The organism is Mesorhizobium sp. L-2-11 (genome assembly GCF_016756595.1).
Lineage (GTDB): Bacteria > Pseudomonadota > Alphaproteobacteria > Rhizobiales > Rhizobiaceae > Mesorhizobium.
Genome location: NZ_AP023257.1, coordinates 1,164,390 through 1,178,768, shown reverse-complemented (window position 1 = coordinate 1,178,768; position 14,379 = coordinate 1,164,390). Strand labels below are relative to the sequence as shown.

The 14,379-nt window shown below is 62.2% G+C and carries 13 protein-coding genes and 1 pseudogene; 5 read left to right on the top strand and 9 right to left on the bottom strand.

Annotated elements, in window-relative coordinates; all coding sequences use genetic code 11:
- Window position 1: 1 nt before the first annotated feature.
- The 4 genes from JG739_RS05600 to JG739_RS05585 all read right to left on the bottom strand — a co-directional run bounded on the left by JG739_RS05600 (window position 2) and on the right by JG739_RS05585 (window position 4,685).
- Complete coding sequence (locus JG739_RS05600) at window positions 2–1,183, bottom strand: efflux RND transporter periplasmic adaptor subunit (RefSeq protein WP_202365619.1); 1,182 nt, start codon at window positions 1,181–1,183, stop codon at window positions 2–4.
- Between the two features lie 162 nt (window positions 1,184–1,345).
- On the bottom strand, window positions 1,346–1,951 hold the full coding sequence (locus JG739_RS05595) for a hypothetical protein (RefSeq protein ID WP_202365618.1): 606 nt from the start codon (window positions 1,949–1,951) through the stop codon (window positions 1,346–1,348).
- Window positions 1,948–4,221, bottom strand: a complete 2,274-nt coding sequence (locus JG739_RS05590) for a xanthine dehydrogenase family protein molybdopterin-binding subunit (RefSeq protein ID WP_202365617.1) — start codon at window positions 4,219–4,221, stop codon at window positions 1,948–1,950. Before JG739_RS05590 ends, JG739_RS05595 begins: the two co-directional genes overlap by 4 nt.
- Before the next feature lie 2 nt (window positions 4,222–4,223).
- Window positions 4,224–4,685, bottom strand: coding sequence for a (2Fe-2S)-binding protein (locus JG739_RS05585; RefSeq protein WP_202365616.1), 462 nt, complete (start codon window positions 4,683–4,685; stop codon window positions 4,224–4,226).
- A 121-nt stretch (window positions 4,686–4,806) separates the two neighbouring features.
- On the opposite strand from JG739_RS05585, the gene JG739_RS05580 reads away from it, so the two are divergent.
- Window positions 4,807–5,400 carry a TetR/AcrR family transcriptional regulator gene (locus tag JG739_RS05580; protein WP_202365615.1) on the top strand — a complete coding sequence of 198 codons (594 nt, stop codon included), beginning with the start codon at window positions 4,807–4,809 and terminating at the stop codon, window positions 5,398–5,400.
- A 3-nt stretch (window positions 5,401–5,403) separates the two neighbouring features.
- Here the strand turns inward: JG739_RS05580 and JG739_RS05575 are convergent.
- The 3 genes and pseudogenes from JG739_RS05575 to JG739_RS05565 form a co-directional block, all read right to left on the bottom strand.
- Window positions 5,404–6,533: pseudogene (locus JG739_RS05575) on the bottom strand (patatin-like phospholipase family protein).
- 46 nt (window positions 6,534–6,579) lie between these two features.
- Complete coding sequence (locus JG739_RS05570) at window positions 6,580–7,377, bottom strand: 3-hydroxybutyrate dehydrogenase (protein ID WP_202365614.1); 798 nt, start codon at window positions 7,375–7,377, stop codon at window positions 6,580–6,582.
- A gap of 155 nt (window positions 7,378–7,532) precedes the next feature.
- Window positions 7,533–8,210 carry a TetR/AcrR family transcriptional regulator gene (locus JG739_RS05565; protein WP_202365613.1) on the bottom strand — a complete coding sequence of 226 codons (678 nt, stop codon included), beginning with the start codon at window positions 8,208–8,210 and terminating at the stop codon, window positions 7,533–7,535.
- Between the two features lie 103 nt (window positions 8,211–8,313).
- Between JG739_RS05565 and JG739_RS05560 the strand changes: the two genes are divergently transcribed.
- Window positions 8,314–8,760, top strand: coding sequence for a hypothetical protein (locus JG739_RS05560; RefSeq protein ID WP_244749710.1), 447 nt, complete (start codon window positions 8,314–8,316; stop codon window positions 8,758–8,760).
- A gap of 217 nt (window positions 8,761–8,977) precedes the next feature.
- Here the strand turns inward: JG739_RS05560 and phaR are convergent, their stop codons facing one another.
- The gene (gene phaR / locus JG739_RS05555) at window positions 8,978–9,601 is read right to left on the bottom strand and encodes a polyhydroxyalkanoate synthesis repressor PhaR (protein ID WP_202365611.1); all 624 of its coding nucleotides are present in this window, start codon (window positions 9,599–9,601) and stop codon (window positions 8,978–8,980) included.
- 313 nt (window positions 9,602–9,914) lie between these two features.
- Here phaR and JG739_RS05550 point away from each other — a divergent pair, with 313 nt between their 5' ends.
- Entirely contained in the window at window positions 9,915–11,093 is a 1,179-nt protein-coding gene (locus JG739_RS05550; RefSeq protein ID WP_202365610.1) for an acetyl-CoA C-acetyltransferase, read from the top strand.
- Between the two features lie 118 nt (window positions 11,094–11,211).
- Window positions 11,212–11,937: an acetoacetyl-CoA reductase gene (gene phbB / locus JG739_RS05545; protein ID WP_202365609.1), complete on the top strand. Its 726-nt coding sequence runs from the start codon at window positions 11,212–11,214 to the stop codon at window positions 11,935–11,937.
- Window positions 11,938–12,020: 83 nt separating this feature from the next.
- On the opposite strand, the gene JG739_RS05540 is transcribed toward phbB, so the two are convergent.
- Window positions 12,021–13,271, bottom strand: a complete 1,251-nt coding sequence (locus tag JG739_RS05540) for an FAD-dependent oxidoreductase (protein WP_202365608.1) — start codon at window positions 13,269–13,271, stop codon at window positions 12,021–12,023.
- Between the two features lie 81 nt (window positions 13,272–13,352).
- Between JG739_RS05540 and JG739_RS05535 the strand changes: the two genes are divergently transcribed.
- Entirely contained in the window at window positions 13,353–13,931 is a 579-nt protein-coding gene (locus JG739_RS05535) for a TetR/AcrR family transcriptional regulator (protein ID WP_202365607.1), read from the top strand.
- The last annotated feature ends 448 nt before the right edge of the window (window positions 13,932–14,379 follow it).

Genomic DNA, 14,379 nt, shown 5'->3' with positions numbered 1-14,379 from the left:
ATTACTGCGTCCCGGCCGTCGCTTCGCCCAGCAGCTTCTGGATGGTCGCCTGGTCGGCCTCGACCGGCTTGACCACTTCGCCTTCCTTCACCAGTTCCTGGCCGGCGACGATGATGCGCGCATCGGCAGGGATGCCGCCGAGCACCAGGCCGGTTGGCGTATCGTCGACCAGGTCGATCGGGAAGAACACGACCTTGTCGTCCTTGTCGACGGCGCGAATGCCGAGATCGCCCTTGTCGCCGAGCGTCACCACGGAGCGCGGCAACATGACTGCGTCGGTCGGCTGGGCGCTCAGCGCGATCTCGGCGGTCATTCCGGCGGGGATAGTGGCGTCGGGGTTGGGGATTGCGATCTCGACGCGGAAGGTGCGGGTGGCGGACGAGGCGTCGCGGCTGATATAGCGCACGGTGCCCTCGACATTCTGGCCGCTGACCAACCGTACCTTCGCCTTGTCGCCGATCTTCAGATAGCCGAGATCACGTTCGCTGACCTCGCCGCGGGCGATCACCGGATCGAGGCTCAGAATGGTCGCCACTTCGCCGCCCTGCATCACGGAACTGCCAAGCTCCACCGGCACCCGGTCGATGACGCCGTCGAACGGCGCCTTCACCTCGTTGCGGTCAAGCTCGGCCTGCGCGGCTTCCAGGTGCGACTGGGCCAGCGTCAGGTTGGAGCGGGCGGTGTCGAGCTGCAGCTTGGGCAGATTGCCGGTTTTCATCAGCCGCAATGCTGCATCGAGTTCGGCCTGACGCTGAACCAGAAGCTGCTTGGCGTTGCTGACCGCCGAAAGCTTTTCCTCGGCTGCCAACATCAGCACGAGGTCGCCGGTCTTGACGCGCTGGCCTTGGCTGACCGGCAGCTTGTCGATGATGCCGGCGACGCGCGTCGCCAGGACAGCGCGCTTGTCGGCTTCGGTCAGACCGGAAATCCGGATGGCGCGCGCATAGCTACGCCTGGGCGGAGTTATGGTCGCGACAGTGCGCAAGCTCGCCTTGGGCTGTTCTGCCGCATTGGGCTTGGCCTTGCCGGCGTCAGCCGCCTTTGGCTGCTCGACCTCCCCCGCCTTGGGTTCGCTGTCGGCGGCCGCGCTGCCGACCGATGAGAACTCGCCCGTCGCCATCCACGCAGCGAAACCAACAAGCACAACAATGGCTGCAAGCTTGTGAAACCTGTAGTTCGGCATCGTCATTTTTCCAGTGCGCGGGATTCGGCCAGGCCGCGTCTTCTAACTCGGGCGCGTCGCCGATATGGGTGCGCGCAAGGCCGCGTTCAACTTGCCGTGATCGGCGAACGAGCTTCTACATTAAAGCTGCACCGCAATATAGTCAGAAAAGTTGATGGGTTATTACTTCGCTGGGCAAGGCGCGCCCGCCGCCATCCAGCTTTCGATCGTCACATAAGTCTCTTCTGCCGAGCCCGGCGCCGGCTCGCGATTCGCCCCCGGCGCCCAACCCCAGGCGACCAGCTTGTCGTCACGGACATGCAGCGCGACATCCTGTAAGCTGCGACCGCCATTGCGTGCGGGATCCTTGATCTGGGCGCAGATTTCCGCGGAGGATTCTTCGAACCAGGCCATCTCGACCGGCGCCAGATGCCAGTTCTCGGCCCCGGGAGGTCCATGCAATTCATTGGAATTACTGGAGAAATGGCAGGTCATGCAACGCAGGCCCGGATTACCGAAGCCGGAACCGTCGGAGCCGCGCTGGACGTTGAAGGCGTGAACGCGCGTGCCGCCATAATGCGCGTCCGACCAGCGCGGCCGGTCGTCGGCGACATGGCAGCCGGCGCAGCGCGGATGCGAGAACACTGCGTAAATCTTGTCCCATTCGGGCAGGCCTTTGGCAGCATCGACGGTGACCGGCGCCGGCTGCCGGGCTTCCTGCGCGGTTGCGAAAGGCGACGCCCAGAACATGATGGCAGCAGGCGTCAGCATGATGAGGAACTTTTTCATGCGAAGGTCACCTCCTTCGACAACGGCAAGGACCTGATGCGTTTGCCAGTAAGCGCAAAGATGGCATTGGCAAGCGCGGGGGCCGCCGGGGGGGTGCCAATCTCACCAACGCCGCCCATTTTGTGGAAGTTTTCCAGAACAGCGACTTCGAACTCGGGGCATTGAAAGATCCGCATGGCGTCGAAATCGTGGAAGTTGGATTGTTCGACAGCGCCGTCAGCGAAGGTGATTTCCTGACTCATGGCCGCCGACAGGCCGTAAATGGCGGCGGAGGTGAGCTGGGCCTTGATGATATCTGGGTCAAGTGCTGTGCCGACATCGGCGGCAATCCACATCTTTTCAATCCGGATTCCGTTAGGGGTATCGGCCACTTGGACGACCTCGGCGACCCAGCTGCCGAACGACAGCGAGAAAGCAATCCCTTTGGCCTTGCCGGCCGGCAACGCCTCGCCCCAGTTCGCCATTTCGGCGACCTTCTCGACAACCTTCACCGCCGCCGGATGGTCGGCCATCAATTTCTTGCGCAGTTCGACCGGATCGATTTTTCCGGCAACCGCGATCTCGTCCATGAAGCCTTCATGGAAGAAGCCGTTGATCGAGGCGCCTACCGACCGCCAGAAGCCGGCGGGAATGGAGACGGGCGCGGCAATGCCGCTCACCCTGTAGTTCGGGATGGTGTAGGGCTGGTCGAAGGCGCCGTCGACGATGGTCTTGTCGGGACCGATCGGCGATATCGAGGGGAACAGCCGCTGCAGCACCCCTGCGATAACCGAGGGCGAGGCCAGCTTTATGTCAAGGGCGATCGGCAGGCCGTCGTCGCCAAGCCGCGCCTGGAATTTGCCGACGGCAGCCGGGCGATAGGCGTCGTGCCGGGTGTCTTCCTCTCGGGTCCAGGTCACCTTGATCGGACGCCCGCCCGTTTCCTTGGCCATCTGCGCCGCATAGAGTGCATAGTCCATCTCGATGCGGCGGCCGAAACCGCCGCCAAGGAAGGTGGTGTGCACCGTGATCTTGTCCTGCTCGATGCCGATCTGATTGGCGCAAAGCTGGCGCAAGATGGTCGGCGCCTGATTACCGCACCAGATGTCGAGGACGCCGTCCTTGAGCTGTGCCGTAGCGTTCATCGGCTCCATCGTCGTATGCGCGAGATAAGGCACGGCATAGTCGGCCACGACAATCCTCTCGCGCGGCGCATCGGCGAAGGCAGTATCGACATCGCCGTCGTCGCGCAGGGCAGAACCCTTTTCGCCGAGCGCCTGTTTCAGCACACCGTCGATGACTGCACTATCAAGCGGATAATCGGGGTCGGCCCATTTGGCCTCGATCGCCTCCGCTGCCTTGAACGCCGCCCAGGTGTTTTCCGCGATGATGCCGAAGCCGTGGCCATAATTGGTCTCGATCGGAACGATTTTGACGACACCAGGCATCTTCTCCGCCTTGGAGAAATCGGCGGCGACCGGCTTTGCCCAGAAACGCGGGCTCATTTTCACTGTGCCGTAAAGCATGTCCGGCAGCCGGACATCGATGCCAAAGATCGGCGCGCCGGTAACCTTGTCCAGCATGTCCAAGCGCTTTTGCGATTTGCCGAGCAGTTTCCAGCCGGCCTTGTCCTTCAGCTTGACCTCCGCCGGCGGCGGCAGGGTTGCGGCAGTCGCAGCGACGTCGCCATAGGTGACCGACTTGCCCGACGCCTTGTGCAGGATCGACCCGTTCAGCGTTTCCAGTTCCCCGGCGGCAACGCCGAGCGACTGCGCCGCCGCTGCGATCAGCATTTGCCGCGCTGCAGCACCTGCCTGCCGCATCTTGTCGAAACCGTCACGAGTCGAGCTGGACCCGCCAGTCCCCTGCAAGGCGAGCAGTTTTCCGACCACAAGCAGGCCTGAACGCACGGCCTCGGCGGTCGCACTTTCATCGAAAAACGCAAAGGGCCCGCCGTCTTCCATGACGCCGGAATTATAGTAGGCGTATGAAGCCGGGCCATGTTCGACCTTGACCTGATCGAGGCTGACATCGAGCTCCTCGGCGACCATGGCGGCCAGAGTCGTCGAGACCCCTTGCCCCATTTCGGCGCGCGGCGCGACGATGGTGATGGCACTGTCGGCGCCGATCTTCACATAGGGGTTGAAGGTCGCTTCGCCCTCGCCGAGTCCGGCCTCAAGCGGATTGGCAAAAGGTTTGCGGTAGTAATAGTAGCCGACGGCGACGCCACCGGCGATGGCCGCGGCGCCGATGAGAAAGGTGCGGCGGGCGATCTTTCCGACACTGGCCATGATCAGAGCTCCGCCGTCTTGAGTGCCGCGGCCTTTTTGATAGCCGCGCGGATCTTCGGATAGGTGCCGCAACGGCAGAGATTGCCGCCCATGGCATTGTCGATGTCGGCATCGGTCGGCTCGGCCACCTCGTCGAGCAGCGCCACCGCGCTCATGATCTGGCCGGCCTGGCAGTAGCCGCATTGCGCGACCTGCTCTTCCAGCCAGGCCTGCTGCACCGGATGCAGCTTGCCGTCGGTGCCTATGCCTTCGATCGTGGTGACGGCGCCGCTGACCTCGCCGACCGGCAAGGAGCAGGAGCGCACCGGCTGCCCGTCGACATGCACGGTGCAGGCACCGCAAGCGGCAATGCCGCAGCCGAATTTCGGTCCGGTCTTGCCGACGAGATCGCGCAGCGCCCACAGCAGCGGCATTTCGGGATCGGCATCGATGTCGAATGATTGCCCGTCGATGGTGAGGCGCATGGGGATACCCTTTGTTGTCGTCCATAGCCGAAGGCGTTATGGCTAATTGGCCATTTCCATCTTACTTATTGACAAATTCCGTCATTTTGTCAATTAGCTCTTGCAGGATAACGTCGCAACCATGATCGAAACCGACGACATCGCCGCAGATCCCAAGCGCGCCCGCATACTCGAGGGCGCGATGAAGGTGTTTCTGGCCTATGGCTTTTCCCGCACCACCATGGACGACATTGCGCGCGCCGCCGACATGTCGCGGCCGGCGCTCTATCTCGTGTTCAAGAACAAGACGGACATTTACCGCGCCACCGCCATGATGGTCTTGTCCCGCTCGGTCGAACAGGCGAAGGCTGAACTCGCCGGCGATGGCGCCTTCGCCGACCGCATGACGCGCGCCATCGATGCGGCGCTGATCTCGATGATGAGCACCATAGCCGCCTCGCCGCACGGTGCCGAACTGCTCGACCTGAAATCGAGCCTCGCCGACCTCGTCGGCCTATGGCGTGCGGGGCTTGTCCAGCATGTCGCCGCGGCGATCGAGGATCAGGCCAGGCAAAATGGCGCCGATCTCGCGGCCAAGGGCCTGTCGGCAAAATTGCTTGCCGACATGCTGCTTGATGGGCTGGAAGGCATGAAGCTGCGCATCAGCGATCCGCATGAGCAACGGCGCGCCGCTGCCGCGATGATCAAGGTGATCGACCTCACTCTGGCAGCATAGATTTCAGGCTCGGCGGCGCGCTGCCTGGGGCTTCAAGCGGGCCGCAAGGAACTCCTTGACCCGCCGCCCCGGTGCCGGGCCGCGCACCGGCTTGAAGCCGTCGTCGAGCTCGCCTGAGAGGTCAAGCGTCGGCCGCTTGCCGACGGCGTCGTAATTCTCTTCCAGCCAGTCGCTCGCCGCGGTGCGGCCCAGGTCGCGCAGATAGGTCAGGAACGCCCATTCGGCATTGACCTTGGACGATGCCGACAGATCCTTGAATGCCTCGTGCATCGATCCGGTGCATGCGGATGTCGCGGTATTCGCCATGCGGCAGCCGGCCGGCGGCGATCAGTTCCTTGACGAAGGCGATCGAACGGAATTCACGCAGCAGCCCGGCATTGAAGGTGATCTCGTCGATGCGGTTCTGGATTTCGTTGGCGCTCTTCGGCGTCCCCTCGCGGACCACCGGGTTGATCTGCACCAAAAGCACGTCCTCGGTGGCAGTCGACTTGAAGAACGGGAACAGCGCCGGATTGCCGCCATAGCCGCCATCCCAGTAGGGCACGCCCTTGATCTCGACGGCGCGGAACAGCTGCGGCAGGCAAGCCGACGCCATCACCGTATCGATGTCGATCTCGCCATCGGAAAAGACCCGCAACTGCCCGGTCTCGACATTTGTCGCGGAGATGAACAGCTCCATCGACTTGCAGGCGCGCACATTGCCGAAATCGATCTGCTGTTCGATCACGTCGCGCAGCGGGTTGAGGCCGAGCGGGTTGGCGATATAGGGCGAAAACACCCGCGACATGGTGTCGAAAAACAGATAGCCCGGCGTGTTCTCGATCGACCAGTTGCCCCAGGCCACGTCCCACGGCATGCGCTGCACCGGGCTGAACCGGCCCTTCCGCGCCACCGCGCGCCAGAAATCGTCGAGCTTCTGCCGCGCGCCCTCGACGCCGCCGCGAACGAAGCCGTCGGCCAGCGCCACCGCGTTCATGGCGCCGGCGCTGGTGCCCGAAACCGCCGCGATGTCGAGCCGTCCGTCCTCCAGCAGCTGGTCGAGCACGCCCCAGGAAAAGGCGCCGTGCGAGCCGCCCCCCTGCAGCGCGACGTTGATCTTCTTGGGTTCCTCCGCCTTGCCGATTTGTCGTCATGGCGTTGCCCTCGATTTGTCGGCCGGATTTGTTCGCACGCTCAAACTCACTGCGCAGTCCAGCCGCCGTCGACCGAAATATGCGTGCCATTGATCTGCGCTGCCGCATCCGAGCACAGGAACACCGCGGCAGCGGCAACTTGCTCGACCGTGACGAATTCCTTGGTCGGCTGCCTGTCGAGCATGACCTCGCGGACCACCGTGTCGCGATCCATCTTGTTGGCCTTCATCTGGTCGGGGATCTGCGCCTCGACCAGCGGCGTCAGCACATAGCCGGGACAGATGGCGTTGCAGGTGATCTTGTCGCGCGCCAGTTCCAAAGCGACCGTCTTGGTCAGCCCGATGATGCCGTGCTTGGCCGCGACATAGGCCGATTTGAACGGCGAGGCGACCAGCCCATGGGCCGAGGCGATGTTGACGATCCTGCCGCCGCCGGCTTCTCTCATCAGCGGGATGGCGGCGGCGATGGTGTGAAAGGCCGACGACAAATTGATGGCGATGATCGCGTCCCACTTCTCGATGGGAAATTCTTCCACCGGCGCGACATGCTGGATGCCGGCATTGTTGACCAAAATGTCGACCGAGCCGAAGCTCTCGGCTGCCTTTGCGACCAGCGCCCGGCATTCGGCCGGCTTCGACATATCTGCCTTGATGTACACGGTCTTCACGCCATGATGCCTGGCGATCGCGTCGGTGACGGCCTGGTCGTCGGCCGTGTCGGAAAACGAATTGACGACGATGTTGCAGCCATCGGCCGCGAGCGCATGGGCGATTGCCAGGCCGATGCCCGAGGTGGAACCGGTGACGATGGCGGTTTTTCTGCTGGGCAAGGCGAAATCCTTCATTACGGCGCTGACGGACCATATTGCAGTGCAGCATATATGTCTCGTGTGGCGCAAGAACAGCGGCACAGAGTGGCGATGACATGAAATTTTTGTCATGAATGAGGACACCCTCACTCGAAGCTGTACGCCTGACAACCAGTGCGAAGACAGTTTTGTCAGCGATCCCCGCAAGCCACGTCAGGGCGCTTTTGCGTTTTGGAATTTGTCATCTGGCTCATGAAAAGGCGAAGAGCCTTCCGTACGGCGAGCGATGGCGGCTCGGACGGATGCCACTCCGGGAAATGGCCATCGATCGCCATGCGTGCCAAGCCGTAGACAAATGCGCGGGCGGCAAGCACCAGATGATCGAAGTCGGTGTCTGAGGCAAGCCGACCTTGTTGTTGCGCTTGGGTCAGCAGGTCGATCATTTTCCGGCGAACGGCTTCATTCTGACCACGAAGACTTTCCGATGAGTCGAAATCAATCAGCGTTCGGGAACTGATGATCTGGAAATGCGTAGGATTGCTGATCGCCCACTCCAGATAGCCTTGCCCGATCGCTTCGAAGGCCACGATGGGATCGGCGCTGGCGACTTTGGCCTGTGCATCGGCAACGGCCTCGGTCAGCCGGTTCATGGCCTGTTCGGCGACGGCGGTCAGCAGTGCTGATTTCGACCGAAAATGCCGGAATGGCGCGCCGGGCGAAACGCCGGCACGTTTTGCCGCCTCGCGCACGGACACATGCTCTGCTCCGCGCTCTTCGATGATCTCTACGGTAGCGGCGATCAAGGCCTCAACGAGATTGCCGTGATGATAGCGCTTGGCGGCTTCGCCGGAATCCGTGGGGCTGGTCATGCCTGCCAATAGCACGACGACGCCGACATGTAATCACCGATTATATTCTTGCGCTCAAGCGTTTCGTATGTAATCAGTGATTACAACATCAATGGAGGTTACCATGCTTCGCATCATCGCAACGACTGCCCTTGCCTTTTCCCTATTGTCGCTTGGGTCTGCCCAGGCCGAAGACCGGCCAACCCTGCAAATCGTCTGGCCGGCGGCCGGTTCGGTCATCGAACTCGGCAATGACCCGGAGAGGGCGATAGGCGTCGTCGTCAGCAGCAACTTCACGCTCATGCCTGCGGGTGAATGCAACGGCGTCAGCCAATGCGGCCATTTGCATATGAAGATCGATCCCACCGGAGATACCTGCAACATCCCCGGCAAGCCATACAACAGCATGAACAGCGACTTTGGCGGCGATCTTGTCAAGGCTCGTTTCGGCCATTGTCCGGATGCCGCCGGCACGCACGTGATCGGCGTCCTACTTGCCGATGATCATCACAAGCCCATTCTTGTCGACGGCAAACCCGTTACCGCGCTGGTGACGGTGACGACGAAATAATGCATGTCGCGCAAAAGCATGCCCTCGGGCTTGAACCGAGGGTGTGCAGCGGTTTTTGCGTTAACGACATGCGTCAAACAACAACCTAAAGCGCTTCGCATGAGGCCGGTCAAATGCGACGCGCTATAGCGCGGGTCGGGCGGCACTCAGCCTGGATTCCAGGCGGAGATTTCCGACACGGCCTGCTGATAAAAGATTTCGGCCCGGCGGCCGGCGATCACGACATCGTGTCGAGCTTGCGCTGCATGGCGGCGATCTGTTCCTTCAGTTCCTGAAGGTCGTCGGGCTTTTCCGACGTCTCTTTCCTGGCCGGCTCCGCCAGCGCTGGGGAAGTGCCATTCGAACCTGCGGGTGTGCCTGCGGGTGGGAATGGCGTGAACAGGCGCATGGCGTTCTGGAACATCTCCATATTGCGGCGCGTCTGCTCTTCCAGGGCCTTGATCGGCGTGGCGATCTTCATCATGTCCAGCGGCGACTTGCCCAATGCACCCTTCATCTGCTCGCGGAAGCGTTCCTGCTCCTTTGAGAAGGCGATCATCGACTGTTCGAGGAAGCTCGGCACGATCATCTGCATCTGATCGCCGTAAAAAGCGATCAACTGGCGCAGGAACGGAATCGGCAGCATGTTCTGCCCTTCCTTGTTCTCCAGTTCAAAGATGATCTGGGTCAGCACCGGATGGGTGATGTCGTCGCCTGTCTTGGCGTCCTGGACGGTGAACTCCTCGCCCTTCTTGACCATTTCGGCAAGGTCCTCGAGCGTCACATAGGTGCTGGTGCCGGTGTTGTAGAGGCGGCGATTGGCATATTTCTTGATGATAATCGGTTCGTCTTTCGCGGCCATCAGCATCCTCCCGGGACTCCGGCGCACTTGAGTAAGCTGCCGGTAACGATTGCGCCTTTTTCAAGGATATGCGCAAAAGCGTCACAATTCCAAGCGGTTTGTGCAGTGCGGCATCAATTAATGCTGCACGGCGGGCTAAAAATGCTGCGCAGCAATGGGCGGGCTGTATCCACCGCGATGCGCAAACCTGCTTGCGGCGCATGGCCGGTATGCCCATTTCCGGTTTGACTTGGATCATTGAAAGGGCAAGAAAAGCCCTGACGATACAAACTGCGATACCAAAACCTCGATACCTCGAAGTCTGGAGAAGAACATGTCCGCTGCCATCGTTGTCGCCAGTGCGGCGCGCACGCCCGTCGGTTCCTTCAACGGCGCCTTCGCCACCACGCCGGCGCATGAGCTTGGTGCCGTGGTCATCAAGGAGTTGCTGTCTCGCGCCGGTGTCGAGCCGGCGGAAGTCGACGAGGTCATCCTCGGCCAGGTGCTGACCGCGGCTCAGGGCCAGAACCCCGCCCGCCAGGCATCAATCGAAGCCGGCCTGCCAAAGGAAACCACCGCCTGGGGCCTCAATCAGGTGTGCGGCTCAGGTCTGCGCGCTATTGCTCTCGGTATGCAGCAGATCGCCACCGGCGATGCCAAGGTGATCGTCGCCGGCGGGCAGGAATCGATGTCGCTGGCCCCGCACGCTCAACACCTGCGTGCCGGCGTCAAGATGGGCGACTACAAGATGATCGACGTCATGATCAAGGATGGGCTGTGGGATGCCTTCAACGGCTACCACATGGGCAACACGGCCGAAAACGTCGCTCGCCAGTTCCAGATTACCCGCGAGGACCAGGACCAGCTCGCATTGGCCTCCCAGAACAAGGCAGAGGCCGCGCAGAAGGCCGGCAAATTCAAGGACGAGATCGTCGCCTTCACCGTCAAGGGCAAGAAGGGCGACACCATTGTCGACCAGGACGAATATATCCGCCACGGCGCCACGATCGAGGCCATGGCCAAGCTGAGGCCGGCCTTCGACAAGGACGGCACGGTGACCGCCGCCAATGCCTCCGGCATCAATGACGGCGCCGCTGCCGTGCTGCTGATGACCGAAGCGGAAGCCGCAAGGCGCGGCATCACGCCGCTGGCGCGCATCGTGTCCTGGGCGACCGCCGGCGTCGATCCGCAGATCATGGGCACCGGGCCTATTCCCGCCTCGCGCAAGGCGCTGGCCAAGGCCGGCTGGACGGTCGGCGATCTCGACCTGGTCGAGGCCAACGAAGCCTTCGCCGCCCAGGCCTGCGCCGTCAACAAGGACATGGGCTGGGATCCGTCGATCGTCAATGTCAATGGCGGCGCCATCGCCATCGGCCACCCGATCGGCGCCTCCGGCGCCCGCATCTTCAACACGCTGGTTTACGAGATGCGCCGCAGGAGTGCCAGCAAAGGCCTTGCCACGCTGTGCATCGGCGGCGGCATGGGGGTTGCCATGTGCGTGGAAGCGCTGTGAAGTCATCTGCAAAGCGCAGTGAGGACGGAGTGAGCAAGCCGTGAAATGAAATGGTCGGTGGCAAACGGGGCTCGATCGCCGTTCGTCGCCCGCCGCTCATGAAAAAAGGGAGGAAACCATGACCAAGGTAGCACTCGTCACCGGCGGGTCGCGCGGTATTGGCGCCGCGATTTCGATCGGCCTGAAAAACGCCGGCTATCATGTCGCCGCGAACTACGCCGGCAATGACGAAGCGGCGCAGAAATTCAAGGCAGAGACCGGCATCCCGGTCTACAAATGGTCGGTCGCCGACTACGATGCCTGCGCCGCCGGCATCAAGCAGATCGAGGCCGATCTCGGCCCGGTTTCCGTTCTGGTCAACAATGCTGGCATCACCCGCGACGCCATGTTCCACAAGATGACGCGCGAGCAGTGGAAAGAGGTCGTCGATACCAATCTTTCCGGCGTCTTCAACATGACGCACCCGCTGTGGGGCGGCATGCGCGACCGCAAGTTCGGCCGCGTCATCACCATCTCCTCGATCAATGGCCAGAAGGGCCAGGCCGGCCAGGTCAATTATTCGGCGGCGAAGGCCGGCGATATCGGTTTCACCAAGGCGCTCGCCCAGGAAGGGGCGCGGGCCGGCATCACCGTCAATGTCATCTGCCCCGGCTACATCGCCACCGAGATGGTCAGGGCGATGGACGAGAAGGTGCTCAACGAGCGCGTCATCCCGCAGATCCCGGTCGGCCGCCTCGGCGAGCCGGAGGAGATCGCACGCTGCGTCGTCTTCCTCGCGTCAGACGATGCCGGTTTCATCACCGGCTCGACCATATCAGCCAATGGCGGCCAATATATCACCTGAGGCGGCCCGTTGACGGTGACTGTTGCGCGGGTCTAACCACCCGCACGGCCGAGTTCGCGGCCGGGACCGGATTAATCCGGCTGTCAGGCGACACGCTTCAGCTCTGGTTCGGCTGCCGACTTGGTCTGGGCGACTGGACCCGGCTGGCGCCAAGGTGCCGGCAGGCGGGCAAGCGACGCCCGGCTGAGGCCCGACAGTTTCAAGGCGATGCGACGCTTCAGAAATGGACTGAGGTTCAGCGCCGAAAGCACGAGATTGCGGACGAACCGCTTCACCGAATTGCGGGAAAGCGCCATCTCGGTCATCGTGCCCGCCAGTTCAAGCACTTCCTCGGCCGCCGGGCGGCGCAGCGTTTCGTAGAGGTCGAGCGCGGCTTCCGGGCGCACGCCGTTCACCACGTCGCCAAGCAACCGGCCAAGCACGACCGCATCGATGATGCCGGTGTTCATGCCTTGCCCTCCCGCCGGGCTGTGCACGTGCGCGGCATCGCCGATAAGGAACAACCGGTCCTTGCGATACGAGCGGACCAGGCGGTGATGCACGCGAAAACGCGAACTCCACCCCAGTTCAAGCACCCGGGTTCTTTTCTTGGTCGGACCACGGCTGTCGAGCAGCGCCTGGATGTCGGCGACCGCCGGGTTTTCCGGTGCCTCATCCATTGTCGCGACGACCCGGTACGAACCGTCCGGGAGCGGCGCCACCACCACCAGCCCGGCCGGTGCAAAGAACAGCGACACTTCCGTCGGCCCAACCGGCCAGTCGAGACGAACATCGGCGAGTACGAACGAAGCGTCATAGGCGGCGCCGTCGAACTCGATGCCGGTCGACCTGCGCACCAGGCTGTGCATGCCGTCGGCACCAACGACGTAGCGTGCCGATATCAGTTTCTCGCGGCCGTTCTCGATCACCGTCACGCGAGCGCCGTCAGCGTCCTGAACGACTGCCTTGGCCTCGACCGTCCGATGAATCACGCCGCCCAGGGCCGCAATTCGTTCGGCGAACACCTGTTCGGTCAGGTTCTGAGGCAGCATCATCAGATAGGGATGCTTTGACGGAAGCTTGCTGAAATCGAGCCTGAGCAGCGCCCGGCTGCGGTCGCGGATGGTGAAATTCTGCAGCTTCAGGGCAAGTTCGCTCAGCCGCTGCGTGACGCCGAGAGGCTCCAGAGTTTCCAGCGTCTGCGCGTGGATGACGCCAGCCCGCGAGGTCTGAAGGCCCTCAGCCAGCCTATCGATCAGGACATGATCGACACCGGCCTGGTGCAGCACGATGGACAGCGCCATGCCGGTCGGGCCGGCGCCAATGATCAGGACTTCGGTGGTTTCGGGCAGCATTTCTCTCTCCATTTGTCAACGATCGTTGACTTTCTAGACGAAGCCATTGCGTTTGTCAACGACCGTTGGCATATAGCTTCCATGACCGAGACTCAGCCGAAAAAGCCCAGCAAGTCGGACCGCACGCGCGCCCAAATCCTGGAGGCCGCGAGGCTCCTGTTCGCCGAGCGCGGCTATGACGGCGCCTCGATCCGCGACGTCGCGGCGCATGCCTCGATCGATCCGGCCATGGTGATCCGCTATTTCCGCAACAAGGACGAGCTGTTCGCCAGGGCGGCGGTCGTCGATCTGCAATTGCCGGCACTGCGGGTGATCGACCGAAACGCCATCGGTGAAAAGCTGATCAGGCGTTTTCTCGAAATCTGGGAGGGCCCGGCCAGCGGCCCTGGCATGGCAATTCTGCTGCGTTCGGCGACGTCGAACGAATTCGCCGCGGAAAAATTGCGCGACGTGTTTGGCAACCAGGTGAGGCCGGTGATTGCGGCGGTCGCTGACCCCGCCGATGCGGGTCGACGGGCCGGGCTCGTTTCGAGCCAGTTGCTGGGTCTGGCGATGTGCCGATACCTGCTGCGGCTTCCGCCCGTCGTCGCCCTGTCCCACGACGAAATTATCCAGAACGTCGGCCCTACTTTGCAGCGCTATGCCGTGGGAGAGGCTTGAACCAAGCCGTTCTGCATTGCTGGCAGTCTGGTCAGTGACTGCGCCGACCAATGGTCGTGACGCCGATTTGTGCCAATGCGGCACGCAAAGGTTAACGGCAGCCGTGCGGCCTGTGCAAAACCCTGTTCCCCACCTGTTGATAACAGGTGGAAAACCTGTTCATGACACAACATATTGGGGTGAACAAACCGGGAAACATGCGCCGGCGCCGATTCGTCGCCGTTCCGTTCCGGCTTTGAGCGCAGCGTTAATCGACAAAGGCTGAAAACATCCAAAAATGGTTAAGGCGCGTTAAGAAAGATAAATAATTTCAAAATGTTGGATGACGCCCGCCGACCCGCGTCGATCGTTCGGCGGCAAAGGTTAACGGCGACGTCAGCCCTGCATGAAACAGGCCAATTCGGCGATTCAGCATGTGGTGAGACTCGCAGGCGAGATATCCAGATGT

Coding starts and splice junctions, on each gene's coding strand:
- JG739_RS05600 (WP_202365619.1), bottom strand. CDS start 1,183: ATGCCGAACTACAGGTTTCACAAGCTTGCAGCCATTGTTGTGCTTGTT.
- JG739_RS05595 (WP_202365618.1), bottom strand. CDS start 1,951: ATGAAAAAGTTCCTCATCATGCTGACGCCTGCTGCCATCATGTTCTGG.
- JG739_RS05590 (WP_202365617.1), bottom strand. CDS start 4,221: ATGGCCAGTGTCGGAAAGATCGCCCGCCGCACCTTTCTCATCGGCGCC.
- JG739_RS05585 (WP_202365616.1), bottom strand. CDS start 4,685: ATGCGCCTCACCATCGACGGGCAATCATTCGACATCGATGCCGATCCC.
- JG739_RS05580 (WP_202365615.1), top strand. CDS start 4,807: ATGATCGAAACCGACGACATCGCCGCAGATCCCAAGCGCGCCCGCATA.
- JG739_RS05570 (WP_202365614.1), bottom strand. CDS start 7,377: ATGAAGGATTTCGCCTTGCCCAGCAGAAAAACCGCCATCGTCACCGGT.
- JG739_RS05565 (WP_202365613.1), bottom strand. CDS start 8,210: ATGACCAGCCCCACGGATTCCGGCGAAGCCGCCAAGCGCTATCATCAC.
- JG739_RS05560 (WP_244749710.1), top strand. CDS start 8,314: ATGCTTCGCATCATCGCAACGACTGCCCTTGCCTTTTCCCTATTGTCG.
- phaR (WP_202365611.1), bottom strand. CDS start 9,601: ATGGCCGCGAAAGACGAACCGATTATCATCAAGAAATATGCCAATCGC.
- JG739_RS05550 (WP_202365610.1), top strand. CDS start 9,915: ATGTCCGCTGCCATCGTTGTCGCCAGTGCGGCGCGCACGCCCGTCGGT.
- phbB (WP_202365609.1), top strand. CDS start 11,212: ATGACCAAGGTAGCACTCGTCACCGGCGGGTCGCGCGGTATTGGCGCC.
- JG739_RS05540 (WP_202365608.1), bottom strand. CDS start 13,271: ATGCTGCCCGAAACCACCGAAGTCCTGATCATTGGCGCCGGCCCGACC.
- JG739_RS05535 (WP_202365607.1), top strand. CDS start 13,353: ATGACCGAGACTCAGCCGAAAAAGCCCAGCAAGTCGGACCGCACGCGC.